The following is a 22,564-nucleotide window of genomic DNA, read 5'->3' on the forward strand; positions in this document are numbered from 1 at the left end:
GAAAAAAAATTAAAAACTTACAAATAATTATTTTTATTTATATATTGAAACGCTAATTAACCAACAATGTGTTTTCATAAAAATAAAAAAAGCTACAAAAAACTAAGTTTTCTACTTCTACTATCTATAATATGTTCTTGTGCAAATGAAACATATTATGAAGATGCATCTAACTTGGATTCAGAATTAATTTCTTTATTGAATATAAATTCCAACAATCAAGGTGCAGATTTTTTTATTTTACCAAATTCTAACGATTATTTGAGCATTCCACAAGATCCTAACAATCCTCTAAATACAAGCAAAGTAGAATTAGGAAAAATGTTAGTTCATGAAACGGCTACCGGAGGAAATCCTAAAATGGAATTGGCAGGAAATTCATATTCTTGCGCTAGTTGTCATCCAGTAGCAGCAGGTTTTTATTCTGGAAACCTTCAAGGTATTGGTGAAGGCGGAAGCGGTTTTGGTTTTAATGGAAATAATCGCATTATGGATGGAAACATGCCAATAGACTCTATAGACATTTTACCTATTAAAGTACCCAGTTTATTAAATGTTGCCTATCAAGACGTTATGCTCTGGAATGGCTCTTTAGGAGGTTCTGGCATTAACGCTCCTTTTGTAGCGCAAAATGCAAATGCAATTCCAGAAAATCTTTTAGGTTACCAAGGTTTAGAAACACAAGGTATGGCAGGACAAACTGCACACAGATTAAAAATTGATGAAGCATTTGCTATTGAATATGGCTACAAAGATATGTTTGATGCTGCTTTTCCTGACTTTGCAGAAAGTGAACGCTATACTAAAGTTACAGCAGGTTTAGCAATTGCTGCTTTTAACAGAACTCTATTAGCAAACCAATCGCCTTGGCAAAATTGGCTAAAAGGTGATTATTACGAAATGAGTAATCAAGAGAAAAAAGGCGCTATTTTATTTTTTGATAAAGCACAATGTGTTAATTGCCACACAGGACCAGCACTAAAATCTAACAATTTTTATGCTCTAGGTATGGGAGACATTAACCACAGCAATGGTACTGTAATAGACCAACAAGATTTTGAGTTTAAGCGTTTAGGCCGTGGCGGATTTACAAACAACAGTAACGATAATTACAAATTTAAAGTACCTAATTTATATAATTTAAAATCTAACCAGTTTTATGGTCATGGTGGTACTTTTAACTCTATACAAGAAGTAATAACTTATATTGTAAGCGGAGAAAAAGAAAATGAATTAGTTCCAAATAGTCAATTAGCGCCAGAGTTCACTAATTTAAATTTAACAAGTCAAGAAATTATAGATTTAACTGCTTTTGTCGAAAATGCGTTATTTGACCCTAATTTAGAACGCTATGTTCCCACAAGTGTGTTTTCTGGCAATTGTATACCTAACAGTGACGAACAATCACAAATAGATTTAGGTTGCAATTAAAAAATCTCTAAACTACCTTTTCCTTCTCTAACAACTTCTGGCTCATCGTTAGATAAGTCAATAATTGTAGAACCTTGATTACCGCCATAACCACCATCAATCACTAAATCTACCAGGTTATCCCATTTTTCTAAAATAAGTTCTGGATCTGTAGTATATTCTAAAACCTCATCTTCATCTCTAATAGATGTTGACACTAATGGATTGCCTAAGGCCTTTACTATTTCTAATGTTATATTATTGTTTGGAATACGAATTCCTACTTCTTTTTTCTTTTTAAAAACAGAAGGTAAAGACTTAGACCCAGGAAGTATAAATGTATAAGGTCCAGGCAAAGCACGCTTTAAAATTTTAAAAGTGGCTGTATCTATTTGCTTTACATAGTCACTTAAATTGCTTAAATCTTCGCATATAAAAGAAAGGTTTGCTTTTTCTAATTTTACACCTTTAATTCTGGCTATACGCTCTAATGCCTTAGTATTATTAATATCGCAACCTAAACCATAAACAGTATCTGTTGGATATATTACCAATCCGCCATTTTTAAGCACTTCAATAACCTTTTTAATTTCCTTAGGATTAGGGTTTTCTTCGTAAATTCTAATAAATTGAGCCATAATAACTATCTTTCTCTATCGTTTACTAAAGTAAATACTATTTTGATTATGAAAAAAATATCACTTCATTTTTTATTCATCTTATTGATTATTACTTGTTCTTTTTCTTGTTCAAGTGATAATAATATTCCTGAGACTGAACAGCAAACTATTATTGAGCCCATAGAAAGTATTGAATTATTTAATATTTCATACGGTAACAACAGTAATCAAATATATGATATTTACTTACCAGAAAACAGAACTTTAGAAACTAAAATATTAATTTTAGTTCACGGTGGCGGTTGGGTTGGCGGAGACAAAATAGACATGAATACATATAAAGATATTGCTAAAAATGAACTTTCTGAATATGCAATTGTTAATATTAATTATCGTTTAGCCTCACAAGGGATATCTCCTTTTCCAATGCAATTAGATGATATTACCAGTGTAATTAACCATTTAAAATTAAAGCAGAATGAATACATTATTTCTCAAGATTATGGTTTTATTGGTGTAAGTGCTGGTGCTCATTTATCTATGCTTTGGAGCTATAATTACGATACAGATGACAATGTAAATATGGTAGCCAGTATTGTTGGACCTACAAATTTTACAGATCCTGAATATTCAGATCTTATTAATCCTGCATTTTTATATTTTGGTGTAGTACCATCTAGTTCTTTTTTAGAACTTTACAGTCCTTTTCATCAAGCAAATAGCACTTCTCCTCCAACAGTAATGTTTTATGGCGGTGTGGATGAATTGGTGCCAATATCTCAAGGTGTTGATATGGCTGCCAAACTTAATCAATTAGGTGTTACACATGAGTTTACTTTATACCCAAACGAAGGTCATGGATGGGTTGGAGAAAACTTATTAGATACTTGGACAAAAACAAAAGCCTTTGTATTAACACATCATTAATACAAAGGCTTTACTTATTTTAAATAATTGTTTAACCAATTATATTAAGTTTAGCGAAGCGTAATAGTAACTTTTTACTTCCGCCAACATCAAATTTAATTTCAGCTTTAATATCGCTTCCTTTTCCTTCTATTTTAATTACTTCTCCTTTTCCAAATCGTAGGTGACTAACAATATTTCCTACCGCTAATTCGCTATCAAATAAGTTAGTATTATCTGCAACCATAGCCTTTTCTACTTTTTTAAGCTTTTTTGGGACACTTAATTTAAAGTTTTCTGGTTCTTTTTTGGCTGTAGTTTTCTTCTTAAATTTTGGCTGTACCGGTTTTTTAAATCTTATTTTATTAGGTTCTACATCTCCAAATATATCTTGAGAAAGCATTGGGTTTATTCGTCTTTCTTCAATTGGAGTGGTTATATCTAAAAATTTATCGTCTATTTCTTCAATAAATCTACTAGGTTCAGAATCTATTAATTTTCCCCAACGGTATCTTGATAGCGCATAGGTTAAATAGGCTTGTTTTTCGGCTCTTGTTAAAGCCACATAAAACAATCTACGTTCTTCTTCAAGTTCGCTACGTGTATTCATACTCATTGCACTTGGAAACAAATCTTCTTCTAAACCAACTATAAACACATGGTTAAATTCTAGTCCTTTTGCTAAGTGAATTGTCATTAAAGCGACATGGTTTGGATCACCTTTATCACCGTCTAAATCTGTTGCAAGTGCAACATCTTCTAAAAATTCGGCTAAATTACCTGTAGAATCTGCTACTTCTATTTGTCCTTCAACAAAATCTTTAATACCGTTTAAGAGTTCTTCAACATTTTCAAGTCTTAAAACACCTTCTGGAGTACCATCTTTATTAAATTCTCTTATTAAACCACTACTTTTTGTAATATGTTCGGCAAGGTCGAAAGCATTTGCCGTTTGATTCATTACTTGATAGCTTTCAATTAGAGTTACGAAATCTTTTAATTTGTTTCGTGTTCCTCCATTTATATTAATTTTTATAGAATCTATTTCTTTTAAAACTTCAAAAATAGTTTTACCGGTTGCATTTGCAGCAACTATTAACCTATCTATTGTTGTTTGTCCAATACCTCTTGCTGGATAATTAATAACACGTTTTAAAGCTTCCTCATCTGATGTATTTAAAACTAAACGCAGGTAAGCCGTAACATCTTTTATCTCTTTACGTTGGTAAAATGAAAGACCACCGTAAATTCTATATGGTATATCTCTTTTACGTAAGGCATCTTCAATTGCACGAGATTGTGCATTGGTTCTATATAAAACTGCAAAATCACTGTTTTGCAATTGGTTATTCATTTTTTCTTCCCAAATAGTACTTGCTACAAATCGACCTTCATCTCCATCTGTTAGTGAGCGATTTACTTTTACTTTTGGTCCATCATCATTTGCGGTCCAAACAACTTTATCTAATTTTGTTTGGTTGTGATCTATTACTGAGTTTGCTGCTCCAACAATATTTTTTGTTGATCTATAATTTTGCTCTAAACGGTATAGTTTTACATTGTCGTAATCTTTCTGGAAATTTAATATGTTATTAATATTTGCTCCACGGAATGCGTATATACTTTGTGCATCATCACCAACTACACATATATTTTGAAAACGATCTGCTAATGCTCTAACTATTAAATATTGTGAATGGTTTGTATCTTGATACTCATCTACCAATATGTAACGAAACTTATCTTGGTATTTTGCTAAAACAGCTGGAAAACGCGTTAACAACTCGTTAGTTCTTAATAATAAATCATCAAAATCCATTGCTCCTGCTTTAAAACAACGGTTTACATATTCTGCATATATTTCTCCCATTTTTGGTCTTCGTGCCATAGCATCTGCCTCCATTAACTCTGGGTTTTTAAAATATGCTTTTACAGTTATTAAACTGTTTTTGTATGAAGAAATTCTACTATAAACTTGCTTTGTTTTATAAACGTCTTTTTCTAGTCCCATTTCTTTTATAATAGAACCTAAAAGCTTTTGAGAGTCTTGTGTGTCGTAAATTGTAAAATTACTTGGAAATCCTAAATGGTGACCTTCGAAACGCAAAATTTTAGCAAAAACAGAGTGAAATGTTCCCATCCATAAATTTTTAGCTTCACCATCACCAACAATTTCGGCAATTCTGCCTTTCATTTCCTTTGCTGCTTTATTAGTAAATGTTAATGCTAAAATATTAAACGAGTCTACACCTTGATTCATTAAATAAGCAATACGATATGTTAATACTCTCGTCTTACCAGAACCTGCTCCTGCAATAACAATCATAGGGCCATCTTTTTGGATGGTTGGCGCTAATTGCGCTTCGTTTAATTGGCTTAAATACTTTTCCAAATCTCTTTCTTTTTTTAAGGGTATAAAAATAAGTATTGTTGTGCGGTTTACTTCTTGGTTTTATTAATAATTATAAACAATTAGCAATTATTTTGGCTAACAAATTTTTAGATATATTTGTAATGCTATTACAAACTTCAAAAAAACCAACTATTGATTTCGCACATAGAAAAACAATTTCTGTTTGCTCTATTTTTTATTACTTCAGTTTTATTTAATGGACTTTCAGCACAAAACATTTCGTATTATAAAGATTTTAACCAAATACAAACTTTTAAAACAATTAACACTGTAAAGTTTACTACTTATACTAAAACCATTAATGATGGCTTAAACTCCTGTTATTATTGGTTTAAAATCGAAACGCCTTCTAATAAAGACAACTACATACAGTTTAAAAATCAACACCTTACAAATATTACTGCGTTTCAAAACAATAAACCTTTAAAACCATTAAAATTAGAGCGATTTTATACTTTTAAAACCAATGCTACTGCTCCTATTTTTGTTAAAGTAGAGTCTAAAAGAGAATCTTTTATTCCTATTAAAATATACAACGACTTTCAATTTCATTTTCACGAAAAAAAACAAATATTGCTAATTGGTCTATACAATGGTTTTGCAATTGTAATACTACTACTTAACTTATTTTATTTTTTAAATTTTAAAGATTATACATTTCTTTATTACTTTTTCTTTTTACTTTCTATAAGTTTTGGATTATTTATTAGCGATGGTATTTTAAACTTATTTACAATACCTAAGCGCATAATAGATGTTATAGAAACCTTAGATCATTTTTTAGTTGCCGTTACAGGTGTAATTTTTGCAAGTTCGTTTTTACAAGTTGAAAGTTATTATCCTAAACTTAAATACCTTTCATTAAGCTTAGTTGGTATTATTGGTATTCTTTCTGTTTGTTACGTTTCTAGTTTTAACTTTTTTTACTATACTATTTTAGAACTCTTAGTATTTATAGTTTGTGCTGTTTATGTTATAAGTGCAGGATTTCTTTTTAAGAAAAATAATTTTTCTAAAATATTTTTACTTGCATATTTTTTTATACTCATCTTAGGTTTTTGCTATTATGTTGCTAAGTTAATTGGTATATATACGTTTGGCATCTCCTCTAACATTGTTAAAATTGGTGGTATAATAGAAATGCTCGTACTCTCTTTTGCAGTTGTATACAGAACTAAAATTCTAAAAAATGAAAATAATGCAATAAGAGCAGATATAGATTTACATATTGAAGAAATAAAAGAACTTACCGCCACGGTACATAAACAAAAGTCTAATAAAAAAGAAATAGAAACAACACAATTATTAAGCTTTAGAGAAACTGAAATTTTACAACTTATAAGTTTAGGAAAAACCAATAAAGAGATTGCTTTAGAATTACATATCTCTGAAAACACCGTTAAATATCATGTTAAAAACATATACACGAAACTAAATATTAAAAGTCGCAAAGAAGTGCCTCTAGTTATTAACAAAAAAGACAAACTGCAGTAAAACGTGGCTGTTTCACAAGCTCACTACCCAAAAACCACCCATATTAGATTGTTTTAAGACTTAAAATTCCACTAGTTTTACAATGCTATTAATCATCTATTATATATAAGAAAGCCGTTTTCAATTTTATTGGAATCGGTTTTCTTTTTTTCATTTAAAATGTTACAGCTTTAATTCTTATTTTTGAGAAAATTCTTTCTTTAAATATGAATACATTTTTAAATTTTATTTCAAACATATCATGGTGGATGTGGATTTTAATTGTTTTAATAATAATTGCTATTCGAGATATTTTTCAAAAAAAACACACCATAAGTCATAACTTTCCAATTGTTGGACATTTACGCTATTGGTTTGAAAGTATTGGTCCAGAAATTAGACAATATTTTGTTGCTAATAATAGAGAAGAATTACCATTTAATCGTATAGAGCGTAGTTGGATATATGCATCTTCTAAAAACGAAAATAATTACGAAGGATTTGGTACAGACCGTGATATTTATGCTCATCAACATATTTTTGTTAATAATGCCATGATACCTTTTAAGGTGAATGATAACCATATTAATGCTACCAATACAGATTTTTTACCTTGCGCTAAAGTTATTGGAGCCCACAACAAAAGAAGACGACCATATAGGCCTGCATCTATAATTAATGTTTCTGCTATGAGTTTTGGTTCTCTATCTGCAAGAGCTGTAGACTCTTTAAATAAAGGTTGTAAAATTGCTGGTGCTTATCACAATACTGGTGAAGGTGGCTTATCTCCTTACCACAGCAATGGAAGCGATGTTGTTTTTCATTTTGGAACTGGTTATTTTGGTGTTCGCGCAGAAGATGGAAATTTTTCTATGGAGAAAATGAAAAAATTAGTTGAAAACAACCCTTTCATTCGTGCCATAGAGTTAAAACTTTCTCAAGGAGCTAAACCAGGAAAAGGTGGTGTTTTACCTGGTGCAAAAATCACTCAAGAAATTGCAGGTATTCGAGGCGTGGTTGTAGGTAAAGATGTTTTATCTCCTCCAACACATAAAGCATTTGATACTTTACCAGAAATGGTAGATTTTATTGAAGCAATAGCCAAAGAAACAGGTTTACCTGTAGGTATTAAAGCTGCCATTGGAAAATTAGAACAATGGGAAGAACTTACAGACATTATGGTAAAAACAGGTAAAGGACCAGATTTTATTACTGTTGATGGTGGCGAAGGTGGCACTGGTGCTGCACCTCCAAGTTTTGCTGATCATGTTAGTTTACCATGGGTATATGGATTTGGAGACCTTTATAAATTATTTCAAAGAAAAGGACTAGAAAAACAAGTCGTATTTATTGGTAGTGGTAAATTAGGATTCCCAGGAAAAGCAGCAATGGCTTTTTCTATGGGTGTAGACGTTATAAATGTTGCCCGAGAAGCCATGATGAGTATTGGTTGCATACAAGCTCAAGTATGCCATACAAACAAATGTCCTAGCGGTGTTGCGACGCAAAACAAATGGTTACAACGTGGTATAGACGTACCTTTAAAATCTGAACGTGCAGGACAGTATTTTAAATCTTTTAGAAAAGAGTTTTTAGAAATTACTCATGCTGCAGGTTATGAGCATCCATGCCAGTTTAAAATGGATGACATTGAAATGAATATTGACGACCATAATCTATCTGCCCAATTAAGTACTACATATCAATATAATAAAACACCTGTACCTTTTAACGGTATGCAGACTTTAAAAGATTGTGAGCATTTAGGTGGTTATAAAAAACCAACACAATAAACTTTTAAATGTAGTTTCAATTTACTTGTACAACATTTTTAAACATATTAAGTTTGTTTAATAACTAAAATACACTTTAATGGAAGACCAATTATTAAACCTTTTAATGTACGCTGTACCTTCACTTATTGTTGGTTCTGTAGCATTTTTATTTTTTAGAGAACATATACAAAATGAAGATGATAGACGTAAGTTTTTAATTCACAAACAATTACAAAAAGAATCTCTACCACAACGTCTACAAGCTTACGAAAGGTTATCTCTATTCTTAGAGCGTATTAATCCTAACCGATTGATTTTACGAGTTCATCCTGTATCTTCAAATAAAAATGATTACGAAATGTTATTGATAAATAATATAGAACAGGAGTTCGATCACAATTTAGCGCAACAAATATATGTTAGCGATAATTGCTGGAGTGTTATTAATGCATCAAAAAGTGCTACAATTCAACTTATTAGAAAAATAAGTATGAGCGATAAAATTGATTCGGCCGAAAAACTTAGAGAGGCAATTATTACAGAAATGATGGATAAAGCTGCACCAAGTAACGCAGGACTTTCTTATATTAAAAAAGAAGTTAGCGAACTTTGGTAAGTTATAATACTTTGTAAAAAAAGCGATATCTAAATTAGATATCGCTTTTTTTTATTCATCTTCTATAGGTTTTATAGGTACTGTAGAACTATTAGGGTTATTATCACCATGTTTTTCTTGAGCGTAAAGAAAACCTTCCATCCACCATTTTTCCATTAATCCTTTATTAAAAATTAACGAGTTCTCTGTCAATTTTGTTGGTGTGTAGTATAAGTTAAGTGTTACATTTTTATGCAATGCTGCTAGTTTTCCAATTGTAATATCTCCTCGCTCTACTTGATCAAGCAAATGGCCAAAAAGATTAATCATAAGTGAAAAGGGATTTTTACCTAATACTTTATTGTATTCTAGGTTTTCACTTTCAAGAATAATAGCGTCAATTTCTGTTGCACCTCTATTAATAGCTTCTCTTATTGGTACAACACAACCCAAACCACCATCAGCATACTCAAAACCATTTTTCTTTACTAGAGACATAAATGGAATGTAGTTGCATGAAATCCAAATCCAATCGCAAAACTCTTCATATTCAAAATCGTTTATAGATTTATATTCTGTTCGGTTTTTAGATAGGTTAGCTACTGTTACAACAACATCTTCTTTAGTTGCTCTAATTTGATTAAACTCTGCTTCGGTAAAGTTTTTTTTAATATTTCGTCTTAGCGCTTTACTTTCACCAAATGTTCTTCGTTTTTTTATAAACTGAAGCATGGTATTAAAATAATTAATAGACACATATTCTCTACCTTTTTTCTTTTTTACAACAAAAGGGTTGATACTAAAAATAGAATGTTGGTTTACGTGTGTAAAAATATCGTAGAGTTTACCAAGATTTTCTGTGGCCAAATAAGGAATAAGTAAGCTTCCCGTAGAGGTTCCTAAAAACATGTCGTACTCTTTTCCTTCCTGTTCTATAAGATATTGAGCTACGCCACCCGCAAATGCGCCTTTACTTCCGCCACCAGAAATTACTAATGCTTTCAATATTAGTTGTTGAGTTAGTTATTGTTTAGTTGCAATATTAGAATAATTACTTTTCTTTTAATTGCTCCTGCAAATTAACAATTATCTCTTTATATTTTTCATCTTCGCTTAATGATTTCAATAAATCTCTAGCAAAACTCTTAAATCGCCAGTTATGATGCGATGTAGCGTCTATTAAATTTAACAACGAATCAACATTAAATATTTGAAGCTTATTTATATAATTAAATGCATTTTCGCGAGTTTGGAATCCATATTCTGGCGAAGTATAACCTGTTAATTCATTAATATATATTGTGTTTAACCTTGGGTTATATTCTTTTGTTACAAGCGCTAAAGTTAACCACAAGCATCTTACATTTTTATTATTGAAACCAATAACATCTTTAGTTGCTTCTAAATATTTAGACCTATCGTAAGGATAGTTGTTCCATAAATTTATTAAAGCAAGCTCTTTTGTAAGGTAAGAAGCGTCTTGTAATAACGATTCATTTTCTTTTTTAAATCCTTCAGGCATTCTATTTGCTAATAGTTGTCTTACTTTTATTTCGTTAGAGTTAAAAGCCTCTTGAATTAACTCTTTATAAGTAGGATAATCTGGCTTCTTTAGCGCTTCATTTAAAACCGCTATTCTTTCAGTATAATACCCTTTTGGTAATTCCATAACTAGACTTGATGGTATGTAACCGTTTTCGTCTGTTCTGTATTTTAAATAATCTGCATCTTCAATAGTTTCTAAAAAAGCAATACTTTCATTCTTTTTTAGAGTTGTTCTCATTTTAGCAATTGGCAAATCTTTAGACAGTAACCACTCTTTTTTAAAAGCATCTAAATTCTGTCCAGAAACTTTTTCAACTTCAGTTAAAAAATTATCTGTGTTTACATTTTTAAACGCATATTTATTTAAATAGTTTTTTACAGCGGTTTTAAATGCCTTCTCTCCTATTTTCTCTTTTAAAATATGCAAAGCCCAAGCGCCTTTTTTATAAAAGGTAACACTACTTGATTTTGGGTCTAATAAAGGTGTGGCTTCATCTTTTACTTGTTGGTTTATTAACTCTTTTGCGTATTCATAAAGTGTATTGTAGTAATAGTCATCACCAAAAATATCTCGTTCTGCTAATAAGGCATAATAAGTAGCAAAACCTTCTTGAAGCCAATGGTGTTTTCCTTCTGTGGCTGTAATATAATCGCCAAACCATTGGTGTGCAAGCTCGTGAGCATTTACGTTTACGTAGTTTTTATCTACAAACGAAGTTTCATCAATCATAAAATCATCGCTAAAAATAGTAAGTGTTGTGTTTTCCATACCAGAATACAAAAAGTCTTTTACTGGTACTTGTTTGTAGTTTTGCCAAGGATAAGCTACACCAATTTCTTCTTCCAAGAAATCGAACATTTGCTTTGTGTAGCGGTATGTTGGCTCAACTTTAGCCGAATCTTCAGGATAATAATACAGCGCAATCGGCACGCCGCTTTTAGAGGTTATTTCCTTTTTATTGTATTTACCAATAGCTAATGCTACAAGATAACTAGGCATAGGTTTTTGCATGTTGTAATGCCAAGTATTAAAACCTTTAGATTTATCAACCTTTAATAATTTTCCATTAGAAATAACTTTATAAGAAGAATCGACTATAATTGTCAAATCAAATTCTATTTTATCGTTAGTATCGTCTAAACTAGGCAGCCAGTTACTTGTATATTTCCCTTGACCTTGCGTCCAAACCTGTATACCTTCATTCTTTTCAATAAAATATAAAGCCTGTTGTGGCTTTACATGATACTTTAATGTAAGGACATTATCCTTTGAAGGTTCAAAATCTCCTCTAATAGTACCATCAAACTTTTCTGCATTTGGTAAATTAATTAAATATTCTAAATCATTATAATAAACTATATCAAAATCTATATTATTAGAATCTAAAAAAATAGAATCTGTTTTTTTTAAAATATCAAAAGTATAAATTATAGTACCAATAACTTCCTTTTTCTCTAAATCTACATACAAAGAAGCCTTAGCAGTCTTGAAATCTACATATTCTGTTTGTTGCGCTTCCGCGGAAAAAAATATTAACGCAATTATTATGTATAGGAACTGTTTCATGGATAGTATTTTATAAGGATGCGACCAAAATACAATTTTTAGCATTTCTACATAAATTGCAAAACACAATAAAAACTTAAATTTTAAAACATGAGCTTAAATACAGCACATAAATAATACTTTCACTTTAAATAGAAATACCTTAATTTCGTTTTCTAATGGCAACTAACCTACAAACTCCTATAGACTACTTAAAAGGTGTTGGACCAAATCGTGCCGATTTGCTTCGCAAAGAACTTGGCATACACACTTACCAAGATTTAATAAATCTATTTCCAAATCGCTATTTAGACCGTACAAAATACTATAAAATTAACCAGTTAAACCCAAGTACGGCCGAAGTACAAATTATAGGAAAAATTACAAGTTTTAAGGAAGTCGCACAAAAAAGAGGCAAACGATTAGTAGCTACTTTTCAAGACGAAACTGGCACCATGGAATTGGTTTGGTTTCGAGGTCAAAAATGGATTCGTGAATCGCTAAAAAAAAATGTGCCTTACGTGATTTTTGGCAAAACAAATTTGTTTGGAGGCAAGTTTAACATGCCACATCCAGACATAGAATTAAAGACAGAACACGAGCAAAATTTACGCTCTACAATGCAACCCATTTATCCTTCGACAGAGAAACTTTCTAACAAAGGAATCACTAACAGAATGATGATGAAAATCATGCAAAATCTGTTTATAGAAACGGGTGGGAAATTTGTTGAAACGCTCTCGAAAAACATCCTCGAAAATCTTAAAATAATTTCTAAATCTGAAGCCCTTTTTAACATCCATTTCCCTAAGAGTCCAGAGCTACTTTTTAAGGCACAATTTAGACTAAAATTTGAAGAATTATTTTACATACAATTACAATTAATTTTAAAAAATTTAATTCATAAATCTAAAATAAAAGGCTTTCCTTTTGAAAACGTTGGAGCACTTTTTAATACCTTTTTTAAACACCATTTACCGTTTGAATTAACTGGTGCACAAAAACGAGTACTTAAAGAAATTAGGGCAGATTTAGGTAGTAATGCACAAATGAACCGACTTTTACAAGGCGATGTTGGTTCTGGAAAAACAATTGTTGCACTAATGTCAATGTTAATGGCGCTTGACAATGGTTTTCAAGCCTGTTTAATGGCGCCAACTGAAATTTTGTCAGTCCAGCACTATAACGGTTTGGTTGACTTGTGTAAAGAATTGAATATCAGTATAAAATTACTTACAGGTTCAAGTAAAACTTTAGAGCGTCGTGAAATACACGACATGCTAGAAAATGGCGAATTAGACATCTTAATTGGCACACATGCTTTACTAGAAGATAAAGTAAAATTTAAAAATTTAGGACTGGCAATTATAGATGAGCAACATCGATTTGGAGTAAAACAACGTTCTAAATTATGGAAAAAAAACACCTTTCCTCCTCACGTTTTGGTGATGACTGCAACTCCAATTCCGCGAACATTAGCCATGTCGGTTTATGGCGATTTAGACATCTCAATTATAGACGAATTACCACCCGGAAGAAAGACCATAAAAACGGTTCATAGATACGACTCAAATAGGCTAAAAGTTTTTCAGTTTTTACGATCTGAAATCAAGAAAAAAAGACAGGTTTATATTGTCTATCCATTGATACAAGAAAGTGCTCAAATGGACTACAAAGATTTAATGGATGGCTACGAAAGTATTGCTCGAGATTTTCCTGCTCCAGAGTTTCAAATTTCTATTGTTCATGGCAAAATGAAACCTGCAGATAAGGAGTTCGAAATGCAAAGATTTATAAAAGGTCAAACACAAATTATGGTAGCAACAACTGTAATTGAAGTTGGCGTAAATGTGCCAAATGCATCGGTAATGATTATTGAAAGCGCAGAGCGTTTTGGGCTTTCACAATTACACCAATTACGTGGTCGTGTTGGTCGTGGTGCAGAGCAAAGTTATTGCATTTTAATGACGAGCCATAAACTCTCAGAAAACAGTAAAAAACGCATTGAAACCATGGTAAGAACTAATGATGGTTTTGAAATTGCCGAAGTAGATTTAAAACTTCGTGGTCCTGGAGATATTATGGGAACACAACAAAGCGGTATATTAAATCTTAGAATTGCAGATATTGTAAAAGACAACGACATTTTACAACACGCTAGATATTACGCAAAAAAGGTTTTAGAAAAAGATCCATCGCTTGGCCACCCAGAAAATGCTGTAATTCTAGAAACATACAGGCAAATGAGTAAGTACAAGAATATTTGGAATTATATTAGCTAATACAATACCTTTGCCAAAAAACAGTACATTATGAGCATGCTTCACTTAAAACTAGAAACCGATCCACGTTGGGTAACCATTGTAGAAAGTAATATTGAAGAAATTTTAACCGATCATGCTTGGTGCGAACAAAAAGCAGCTACAAACGCTATAACAATAATCACCAACAATAGTGAACATGAAGAGTTGGTAACAGAGCTTATAAAATTAGCTCAAGAAGAATTGGAGCATTTCCAGATGGTTCACGATATTATTAAAAAACGCGGCTACACTTTAGGTCGTGAGCGTAAAGACCATTACGTAAACCAATTGTATAAGTTTATGAATAAAGGCGGAAGCAGACAACAAAGCTTTGTCGATCGCTTATTATTTTCTGCAATGATAGAAGCACGTAGTTGCGAACGTTTTAAACTTTTATCGAAACGTATAAAAGACAAAGAACTATCTAAATTTTACCACGATTTAATGATTAGCGAAGCTGGACATTACACTACATTTATAACCTTTGCAAGAAAATATGGCAAAGGCATTGATGTAGATAAACGCTGGAAAGAGCTTGTAGCATTCGAAGGCGAATTAATTAAAAGCTACGGTAAAAGCGAAACCATTCACGGCTAAACCGCTTTAATTCCTACTAAACCTTTTAACTTTTTTTTGAGATAGAAAAACAATCATAACATGTAAATTTGGTAAAAACACGCTATGAAATTATTAGCTACTATTTTAACCTTATTTACAATAATGAGCACTACTCCTATTTTTACATTTTCTAAAAACGCTAACATTTCTAACTGGCGTATTGTGGACGATATTGTAATGGGCGGAAAATCTAACGGAACCTTTTCATTAAACAATGATGGTTACGGTGAGTTTAGCGGTAAAATATCTTTAGAAAATAATGGTGGCTTTTCTTCTGTACGCTATAACATGAAAACCATAGCGATTAAAGCAACTTCTAAAATTATAGTAAAATTAAAAGGTGATGGCAAAACCTACCAACTTAGAATAAAAGCAAATACTAACGATAGGCATTCGTACATAAAACCATTTACTACCACTGGCGAATGGCAAACTATAAGTATCGATTTAAATGCTATGTATCCCACTTTTCGAGGTAAAACGCTAGATATTCCAAATTTTGATAAACCTTCAATAGAAGAACTTGCATTTTTAATTGGCAATAAAAAAGAAGAACATTTTAAACTACTTATAGAAAGTATTAGTTTACAGTAAATCTTTCAGTGTGAAAATTTTAAAAACTAAAAATGAACCAACCCATACAAACCATTGCTATAATTGGATGTGGACCAAGAGGTCTTTCAGCATTAGAAAATTTAATGATTGCTTTAGCAAAAGCCGAGTTTAAATCACTTCCAAAGGTTATAATTTTCGAAAAATCGTCGCAATTAGGCTGTGGTTCAATTTACAATTTAAACCAACCAGATACTAACTGGTTAAATATTTCGGAACGTGCATTAACTATAGACCAAAGACCTGCATTAGATTTTAAGCATTTTAAAATTGAAGGTTTTCAATCTTACCATGATTGGACAGGAAAAAGTAAAGACGACATTATAAATAACAAACATGAAGTCTTCCCAAAACGATCGGAAATAGGAAAATATTTAAAAGCACGCTACAACTCTATTGCAAAAACGCTAGAAGAGCACGATATTTTATCTGTTTTTAATACTGAAGTTATAGAGGTTGAAAACAACAATCCGTGTTTTACAATTACTGCAAAAAATGGCAATACCTATAATGCAGACGACGTTGTGCTAACTATTGGTCACCAAGAAACTAAATGCTCGCAACAGCTTAAAGACTGGTTAAAATATGCCAAAGGAAATAGTGATGTAAACCTCTTTTTAAAATCGTACCCAATAGAAAATTTACTTGCTATAGATTATAAAACCGAAGCGCATAACGTAGGCCTTAGAGGTTTTGGTCTAGCAACTATAGATGTTATTAGAGCTTTAACTAAAGCAAATGGCGGCCATTTTGAAGTGGTTAATACAGAAACTCATAAAATGAAATATCATCGAGGAGAAAGCGAATTAAAACTTATTCCTTTTTCTTTAGATGGTTTACCAATGGCAAGCAAACCTTTAAACTCTAAAATAGACGCATTATTTACACCAAGTGCTTCTAAAATTTTAAGTTTTAAGTCAGAATTACTTCAAATTAGAGATAATGAATCGTACAGTAATGGTAATACATTTTTAATTGAAGCCATTGCAACGGTTGTTGCACACCAGTATATGCTATTAGGGAACCACGCTTACCAACATAATTTTACAGAAAACGCTTTAAAATCAATAATTGAAGCGTATTTAAAAGACGATAGTTATACACATGAGCTGCTACTATCGCATGATAACGCACCAGAAGTAATTATTCAAGCTTATGTAGACATGGCAACCGCCACAAAACCTATAAGTTTAGATTATTGTCTAGGTCAAGTTTGGCGACACTGCGAACCTACTTTATACGCTATGATGTCGCACTCTAAATTAAAAGACCAAGTTATAGACCAAGTTATTGCGCTAGACGAACGCATGAAACGTTACGCCTTTGGACCGCCAATAGAAAGCTTACAACAACTTTTAGCTTTAACCTATCAAGGCACTCTAAATTTAAACTTTGTAAACAATCCAGAAATTGCTTTAAAAGAAAACGGTTGGAAACTGCAAAAACACAACCAAGAGATTATAGTAGACACTATGATTAATGCGGTTTTAGACAGCCCTAAAATTGAAAAAGTAATCGCTCCAATTGTAACAAATTTATTAAGCGACAATTTAATACAAGCTATACATAGTAAATTAGGTGTAGAAACTAAACCTAACGGATTAGTAATTTCTAAAAACAAAAAACAAACTCTTAATCTAGCCGTTTTAGGTAGGCTTGCAAAAGGTAGTGTTGTTGGTGTAGATGCTATTTTAGAATGTTTTGGACCTAGAATTAAAGATTGGGCAAATGGTGTGGTTGAGCGTATTCACGATAAAAATTAAACTAAAAAGTTGCGATAACCTGCCAAAAATAAAATATATACAAACTTTAATAAAAGTTGGTATATACCACCAAATTTGTTTGCTAACCGGTACAAAAATGATTATGTTTGGTATATATAATAGTTCTAATTAATTTAACAAATAATACGGAATCGTTCGTGATTTAGAAGGAATATAGACGGGATGTATACAAGTTAATTTACTTGCAAGTCTTTAACGATTGGCATCGTAGAAATGCATTTCTAAACGTTGTTAACGTATTAAAGACTTAAGTTAAGATAGCAAAAAAAAATGAGAAAGTCAAATGCTATCTTATATACAGAGCTCTTATGCCTTATAAATCATCACGTGTGCAACTACCCTTATACAAGGTATAAAGGTAATAACACACGATCTCACGAGTGCTTCTATAGCATATCTGGTACTGGATTTGTTAAACTACGTTTTTTTGGTTACAGCTTAAAAGCTGAATGTGCTGTAAAAAACTTATCAGAACGCCGTATACAAGTCATACCTTACATGTCTTTTTATTTTAGATAGTCTAATTTATTTATTTAAACTATCTTTAGTTTTGGATATGAGTCGGTACGACTCGTATACATAAACGTTGTGCGTAAGTTGCTCACTCAAACCTAAAAAAACGAAAATATAAACCGAAAACAAAATGAAGAAAATTTTACTACTGACAGTTATTCTAATTTCTAACCTTTCATTCGGACAGAATTTCCCAGGAAATGATGTCAATTTATTATTAGATAAAGAAATTAAAGTTAAAGAAAAAGATGAAAGTTTACAGAAATATGGATATGACCATTTTTACAAAAACGACAAAATGAAAAAGAAATATGACTGTTGTGAAAGTTATAATTCAAAGTATGCAGGATTAGTCGGAAAAATATTTAAAGTTTTATCTGCTGAACCATATAAAAACATAATCGGAACTGAAAAATATAAACTCAAAATAGAAAATGCTGAAACTGGAATTATCTATTTTGATTATGACCCAAAATATGAACATTCTTTTCCATTTGAGGTAATTGGAGGTTTGGACTTACCCGAAGATTTTTATTGTAAAACAATTAAAACTAAAACCGACAAGTTTGACGGAAAAACTACAAGTATGACTGATTATTCGGAGGGAATTTCATTTATGAAAGTAACCAAAGATGGTTCTTCTAAAATCTATATGTCTGTAAATGAAATTGGTTCGACATTAAACGTTGCTAAAAAAGGTTTAATCTTACTTTTAGAAAACGGAAAAAAAATTGAACGACCAAATGCAAAATTAGACACTAAAGTAAATAAAAGTGGTAGAGGTTATGTTTATTCAGCATTTATTGAACTAACTCAAGCGGAAATTGATTTAATAATTGAAAACAAAATAACAGATAACAGATTATATATTTATGATGGCGAAATTAAAAATGGACAGAAATTGAGCGAATATTTAAAATGCCTAAATAAATAAAACCTACGCACAACACCGTATAAAATTAATTGCTAGTTATAGCCTATTTACGAAAGTCCTCGCGGACTTTCTATCTGTGATTTATTTGCTAACTTTAGTGCTTAAACCACGCAACTAATCTTATACAAACACGTTAGCCACAAGCTAAAACCAACGATGGGAAAAACGAGAAACTTAAATGGAATACCAGGAAATTTAGCGTTGAGTTACTTGAGTACACTCGGATACTATGATGGTGGATATATGGCTGACTGGTTGAATTTCATAGCTCGTGACAAAAATGTAAAAGAAATTAAAATTGACATTCTGAATAGCGGAATTGAACCTGTAGAAACGGATATCAGACCATTAAAAGCGGATTTGAAAAAATTGCGTGGAATACTTGAAAAGGAACTATCGAATAACGGATTTGAAATGGACTTTATTAAAAAGGCTGTTATGAAATTTGAAATACCAATTGACAATCCGAGATTTAAAAATACAGTTTATTGCTATCCATTTATTGAGGACGAAAATGGGAAAATTTATAAACCAAAAAAGCGAATTATTGAAACCGCTTACGAAGTTGACTTTAATCCGATTAAAAAGTTGAGAATGAAAACAGAACAAACTAAAAAAAATTGGATTGACAGAATTAAAGAAATATGGAACTGAATAAAAGCCAGTGGCTAACAATGTATAACCGCAATTACGGCGGATTCGACTACGTCCGAATCCACTCGGAATTGCTAACGCCAGTTCTTAACCGAAAATTAACGCATATTAACCCGTAACTGACGGTTATACGAGACCGTTCTAATTAATTTAACAAATAATACGGAATCGTTCGTGATTTAGAAGGAATATAGACGGGATGTATACAAGTTAATTTACTTGCAAGTCTTTAACGATTGGCATCGTAGAAATGCATTTCTAAACGTTGTTAACGTATTAAAGACTTAAGTTAAGATAGCAAAAAAAAATGAGAAAGTCAAATGCTATCTTATATACAGAGCTCTTATGCCTTATAAATCATCACGTGTGCAACTACCCTTATACAAGGTATAAAGGTAATAACACACGATCTCACGAGTGCTTCTATAGCATATCTGGTACTGGATTTGTTAAACTACGTTTTTTTGGTTACAGCTTAAAAGCTGAATGTGCTGTAAAAAACTTATCAGAACGCCGTATACAAGTCATACCTTACATGTCTTTTTATTTTAGATAGTCTAATTTATTTATTTAAACTATCTTTAGTTTTGGATATGAGTCGGTACGACTCGTATACATAAACGTTACCTGCAATTTGAAAAAAGCAATCTACATATCAATTTTACTGACTTTAGGAATTTGGAACTTTTCATTTTCTCAAAAAACGGAAGTGGAAAAATATTATGTTCGAGTTGATACAGCTTTCGTAACGGAATTGAAAAAAGCGTATGAAACATCGACAGAGGAATTAATGAAAACTTTGGAAGTCAAAAACGAGAGACGCGAAAATTTAGGCTTTGGCTATCAATTAAAACAAAGTGGAAAAGGTCTTGGGAGTATGACAGTTAATTATCAGATTTTGTATTACAAAAACGAAATTGTTTCTTATCAACTAACAACACGCATTCCGAATAAATCAAAGAGACTAAAAAAGCTTTACAAGGAAAAGCTATCTACTCTTTTCAAAGTTAATGACGATTATAAAGTGGAACCAATCTATTTCGGAATTGACAACTCAACCGAACCGTTAACTGGAATAGAAAAACGGAATAATAACAACCTGAACGAAATAATGAGTCCATTTATTGGAATAACTTTTGGTGATTACTGTGGTTATGGAATGAGCTTAATGAACAACAGAAAAGTGTTTGATGGATTAATAAAAAGTGAAAATTGTGAGTATTTACTATACAGCAAAAATCCAGCAACTCGATTAATGGCAATTGAATTTTATTATTGTAATCTGACTGAATTTGGTGATGCTCAAAAGAAATCGATTGAAACTCGAATTGAGGAATTAAAAACAAAACCAATGCTGACTGAAACTTGTTCTGGCTGTATTGTTGGTGGAAATAGAACTGAAAAAATAATAACGGAATTAAAAAACTGCAGGTAACAATGGCTATAATTTATTGCGGTTGAATTCCTAATCGGAATTCAACGCTTATTTGCTATCTTTCGGCTACGGCGGAAAGAATCCTGCGGATTTTTCCGCAACGAAATCATAGCCGAGACCGTTCTAATTAATTTAACAAATAATACGGAATCGTTCGTGATTTAGAAGGAATATAGACGGGATGTATACAAGTTAATTTACTTGCAAGTCTTTAACGATTGGCATCGTAGAAATGCATTTCTAAACGTTGTTAACGTATTAAAGACTTAAGTTAAGATAGCAAAAAAAAATGAGAAAGTCAAATGCTATCTTATATACAGAGCTCTTATGCCTTATAAATCATCACGTGTGCAACTACCCTTATACAAGGTATAAAGGTAATAACACACGATCTCACGAGTGCTTCTATAGCATATCTGGTACTGGATTTGTTAAACTACGTTTTTTTGGTTACAGCTTAAAAGCTGAATGTGCTGTAAAAAACTTATCAGAACGCCGTATACAAGTCATACCTTACATGTCTTTTTATTTTAGATAGTCTAATTTATTTATTTAAACTATCTTTAGTTTTGGATATGAGTCGGTACGACTCGTATACATAAACGTTTGTATGCCATTTAAAAAAACTCTATCTGAAATATGATAATGCCTTCTGACAAAGACTATAAGTCAACCAAAAAAATAAAACAAAATATCTCGAATATTAAAGAGGAATTCGGGCAACTTGCTAAGTGGATTGACATAAAATATAATGTCAAAACATTAAACCTAATTTTCGATTATATAGATAACGACAAATCTAATCCTCGACTTCAAGTTTGTTTAGAATATGCAAAGGACAAAGGAAAGTTTATGGACAATAAGACCTATAAATTTGACGAAAGAAAACAGAACGAAATTGCGAAAAAGTTTGTAGAAATAACTTCAGATTATGAACTAAAAAACAAACCGAATTGGATTCAAATACTGCTTGGACTGACTTATAAATCGAATAATTTATTTGTCTATTTTTCTGACTTTGAAACAATAGCAAAAGATGAGGCAAATGAAAAAATTCCTGACAAAGACATCAAAAAACTGAAATCGGAAATAAATAATCCAGAAATATGGACGATTGATAGAAGATTTAATTGTGCTACAATTTTTTTTTATACAGATAAGCAATTAACGAAATACCAAGATTCTGAATTACATAAAAAATGGAATGAACAATATTTTGACATACTCAAAAAGTATGACGAATTCGGATATTTTAAGAAAGATTTTTATTCAGTTTTTTTAGATAGTAAAGAGAATTTTGACACTAATTATGAAAGTAATTGGTACTACTACTATAAATAAAAAACGGCATACAACAATGTATTATATTAATTAACTCAATTAATCCTTATAAATAAAGGGTTTTAGAAGATTAATTAAAAAAGGGTA

Annotated in this window: 20 protein-coding genes; 16 read left to right on the plus strand and 4 right to left on the minus strand. The window is 31.4% G+C overall.

The window, feature by feature from the left end; all coding sequences use genetic code 11:
* The first annotated feature begins 66 nt into the window (after positions 1–66).
* The gene (locus LACAL_RS14270; protein WP_013871469.1) at positions 67–1,431 is read left to right on the plus strand and encodes a cytochrome-c peroxidase; all 1,365 of its coding nucleotides are present in this window, start codon (positions 67–69) and stop codon (positions 1,429–1,431) included.
* Here LACAL_RS14270 and LACAL_RS14275 read toward each other — a convergent pair.
* Positions 1,428–2,048: an L-threonylcarbamoyladenylate synthase gene (locus LACAL_RS14275; RefSeq protein WP_013871470.1), complete on the minus strand. Its 621-nt coding sequence runs from the start codon at positions 2,046–2,048 to the stop codon at positions 1,428–1,430. The two genes, LACAL_RS14270 and LACAL_RS14275, sit on opposite strands and share 4 nt — an antisense overlap.
* 48 nt (positions 2,049–2,096) lie before the next feature.
* Between LACAL_RS14275 and LACAL_RS14280 the strand changes: the two genes are divergently transcribed.
* Positions 2,097–2,957 carry an alpha/beta hydrolase gene (locus tag LACAL_RS14280; RefSeq protein ID WP_013871471.1) on the plus strand — a complete coding sequence of 287 codons (861 nt, stop codon included), beginning with the start codon at positions 2,097–2,099 and terminating at the stop codon, positions 2,955–2,957.
* 31 nt (positions 2,958–2,988) lie between these two features.
* On the opposite strand, the gene LACAL_RS14285 is transcribed toward LACAL_RS14280, so the two are convergent.
* A complete protein-coding gene (locus LACAL_RS14285; RefSeq protein WP_013871472.1) occupies positions 2,989–5,328 on the minus strand; it encodes an ATP-dependent helicase in 2,340 nt (779 codons plus the stop codon).
* Between the two features lie 153 nt (positions 5,329–5,481).
* On the opposite strand from LACAL_RS14285, the gene LACAL_RS14290 reads away from it, so the two are divergent.
* From LACAL_RS14290 to LACAL_RS14300, 3 genes are all read left to right on the plus strand, one after another.
* A complete protein-coding gene (locus LACAL_RS14290; RefSeq protein ID WP_013871473.1) occupies positions 5,482–6,843 on the plus strand; it encodes a LuxR C-terminal-related transcriptional regulator in 1,362 nt (453 codons plus the stop codon).
* Positions 6,844–7,049: 206 nt separating this feature from the next.
* Positions 7,050–8,615 carry an FMN-binding glutamate synthase family protein gene (locus tag LACAL_RS14295; RefSeq protein WP_013871474.1) on the plus strand — a complete coding sequence of 522 codons (1,566 nt, stop codon included), beginning with the start codon at positions 7,050–7,052 and terminating at the stop codon, positions 8,613–8,615.
* Positions 8,616–8,694: 79 nt separating this feature from the next.
* Entirely contained in the window at positions 8,695–9,213 is a 519-nt protein-coding gene (locus LACAL_RS14300) for a hypothetical protein (RefSeq protein ID WP_013871475.1), read from the plus strand.
* 51 nt (positions 9,214–9,264) lie between these two features.
* Here the strand turns inward: LACAL_RS14300 and LACAL_RS14305 are convergent, their stop codons facing one another.
* Positions 9,265–10,197: a patatin family protein gene (locus tag LACAL_RS14305; RefSeq protein ID WP_013871476.1), complete on the minus strand. Its 933-nt coding sequence runs from the start codon at positions 10,195–10,197 to the stop codon at positions 9,265–9,267.
* 46 nt (positions 10,198–10,243) lie between these two features.
* On the minus strand, positions 10,244–12,304 hold the full coding sequence (locus LACAL_RS14310) for a M1 family metallopeptidase (protein ID WP_013871477.1): 2,061 nt from the start codon (positions 12,302–12,304) through the stop codon (positions 10,244–10,246).
* Between the two features lie 158 nt (positions 12,305–12,462).
* Between LACAL_RS14310 and recG the strand changes: the two genes are divergently transcribed.
* The 11 genes from recG (at position 12,463) to LACAL_RS14350 (ending at position 22,477) form a co-directional block, all read left to right on the plus strand.
* Positions 12,463–14,565, plus strand: coding sequence for an ATP-dependent DNA helicase RecG (recG, locus tag LACAL_RS14315; RefSeq protein ID WP_013871478.1), 2,103 nt, complete (start codon positions 12,463–12,465; stop codon positions 14,563–14,565).
* Positions 14,566–14,601: 36 nt separating this feature from the next.
* Positions 14,602–15,183 (plus strand): tRNA-(ms[2]io[6]A)-hydroxylase, encoded by a 582-nt coding sequence (locus LACAL_RS14320; protein ID WP_041302059.1) that lies wholly within the window; start codon positions 14,602–14,604, stop codon positions 15,181–15,183.
* Positions 15,184–15,267: 84 nt separating this feature from the next.
* Complete coding sequence (locus LACAL_RS14325; protein WP_013871480.1) at positions 15,268–15,798, plus strand: CIA30 family protein; 531 nt, start codon at positions 15,268–15,270, stop codon at positions 15,796–15,798.
* Positions 15,799–15,830: 32 nt separating this feature from the next.
* Positions 15,831–17,579: an FAD/NAD(P)-binding protein gene (locus tag LACAL_RS14330; protein ID WP_013871481.1), complete on the plus strand. Its 1,749-nt coding sequence runs from the start codon at positions 15,831–15,833 to the stop codon at positions 17,577–17,579.
* Positions 17,580–17,870: 291 nt separating this feature from the next.
* Positions 17,871–18,119, plus strand: a complete 249-nt coding sequence (locus LACAL_RS15250) for a hypothetical protein (RefSeq protein ID WP_013871438.1) — start codon at positions 17,871–17,873, stop codon at positions 18,117–18,119.
* 124 nt (positions 18,120–18,243) lie between these two features.
* Complete coding sequence (locus tag LACAL_RS14335) at positions 18,244–19,047, plus strand: hypothetical protein (RefSeq protein WP_013871482.1); 804 nt, start codon at positions 18,244–18,246, stop codon at positions 19,045–19,047.
* 156 nt (positions 19,048–19,203) lie between these two features.
* On the plus strand, positions 19,204–19,701 hold the full coding sequence (locus tag LACAL_RS14340; protein WP_013871483.1) for a hypothetical protein: 498 nt from the start codon (positions 19,204–19,206) through the stop codon (positions 19,699–19,701).
* Between the two features lie 307 nt (positions 19,702–20,008).
* Positions 20,009–20,257, plus strand: coding sequence for a hypothetical protein (locus LACAL_RS15255; RefSeq protein WP_013871438.1), 249 nt, complete (start codon positions 20,009–20,011; stop codon positions 20,255–20,257).
* Positions 20,258–20,335: 78 nt separating this feature from the next.
* The gene (locus LACAL_RS14345; RefSeq protein ID WP_237700994.1) at positions 20,336–21,136 is read left to right on the plus strand and encodes a hypothetical protein; all 801 of its coding nucleotides are present in this window, start codon (positions 20,336–20,338) and stop codon (positions 21,134–21,136) included.
* A 289-nt stretch (positions 21,137–21,425) separates the two neighbouring features.
* Positions 21,426–21,674 carry a hypothetical protein gene (locus LACAL_RS15260; protein WP_013871438.1) on the plus strand — a complete coding sequence of 83 codons (249 nt, stop codon included), beginning with the start codon at positions 21,426–21,428 and terminating at the stop codon, positions 21,672–21,674.
* 101 nt (positions 21,675–21,775) lie between these two features.
* Positions 21,776–22,477 (plus strand): hypothetical protein, encoded by a 702-nt coding sequence (locus LACAL_RS14350; protein ID WP_013871485.1) that lies wholly within the window; start codon positions 21,776–21,778, stop codon positions 22,475–22,477.
* The last annotated feature ends 87 nt before the right edge of the window (positions 22,478–22,564 follow it).

It is taken from the genome of Lacinutrix sp. 5H-3-7-4 (assembly GCF_000211855.2).
Classification (GTDB): Bacteria; Bacteroidota; Bacteroidia; order Flavobacteriales; family Flavobacteriaceae; genus Lacinutrix.

What these genes read in the sequence shown, in the direction of transcription:
- LACAL_RS14270 (WP_013871469.1), top strand. Translation starts at nt 67, where the DNA reads ATGTGTTTTCATAAAAATAAAAAAAGCTACAAAAAACTAAGTTTTCTA.
- LACAL_RS14275 (WP_013871470.1), bottom strand. Translation starts at nt 2,048, where the DNA reads ATGGCTCAATTTATTAGAATTTACGAAGAAAACCCTAATCCTAAGGAA.
- LACAL_RS14280 (WP_013871471.1), top strand. Translation starts at nt 2,097, where the DNA reads ATGAAAAAAATATCACTTCATTTTTTATTCATCTTATTGATTATTACT.
- LACAL_RS14295 (WP_013871474.1), top strand. Translation starts at nt 7,050, where the DNA reads ATGAATACATTTTTAAATTTTATTTCAAACATATCATGGTGGATGTGG.
- LACAL_RS14300 (WP_013871475.1), top strand. Translation starts at nt 8,695, where the DNA reads ATGGAAGACCAATTATTAAACCTTTTAATGTACGCTGTACCTTCACTT.
- LACAL_RS14310 (WP_013871477.1), bottom strand. Translation starts at nt 12,304, where the DNA reads ATGAAACAGTTCCTATACATAATAATTGCGTTAATATTTTTTTCCGCG.
- recG (WP_013871478.1), top strand. Translation starts at nt 12,463, where the DNA reads ATGGCAACTAACCTACAAACTCCTATAGACTACTTAAAAGGTGTTGGA.
- LACAL_RS14320 (WP_041302059.1), top strand. Translation starts at nt 14,602, where the DNA reads ATGCTTCACTTAAAACTAGAAACCGATCCACGTTGGGTAACCATTGTA.
- LACAL_RS14325 (WP_013871480.1), top strand. Translation starts at nt 15,268, where the DNA reads ATGAAATTATTAGCTACTATTTTAACCTTATTTACAATAATGAGCACT.
- LACAL_RS14330 (WP_013871481.1), top strand. Translation starts at nt 15,831, where the DNA reads ATGAACCAACCCATACAAACCATTGCTATAATTGGATGTGGACCAAGA.
- LACAL_RS15250 (WP_013871438.1), top strand. Translation starts at nt 17,871, where the DNA reads ATGAGAAAGTCAAATGCTATCTTATATACAGAGCTCTTATGCCTTATA.
- LACAL_RS14335 (WP_013871482.1), top strand. Translation starts at nt 18,244, where the DNA reads ATGAAGAAAATTTTACTACTGACAGTTATTCTAATTTCTAACCTTTCA.
- LACAL_RS14340 (WP_013871483.1), top strand. Translation starts at nt 19,204, where the DNA reads ATGGGAAAAACGAGAAACTTAAATGGAATACCAGGAAATTTAGCGTTG.
- LACAL_RS15255 (WP_013871438.1), top strand. Translation starts at nt 20,009, where the DNA reads ATGAGAAAGTCAAATGCTATCTTATATACAGAGCTCTTATGCCTTATA.
- LACAL_RS15260 (WP_013871438.1), top strand. Translation starts at nt 21,426, where the DNA reads ATGAGAAAGTCAAATGCTATCTTATATACAGAGCTCTTATGCCTTATA.
- LACAL_RS14350 (WP_013871485.1), top strand. Translation starts at nt 21,776, where the DNA reads ATGATAATGCCTTCTGACAAAGACTATAAGTCAACCAAAAAAATAAAA.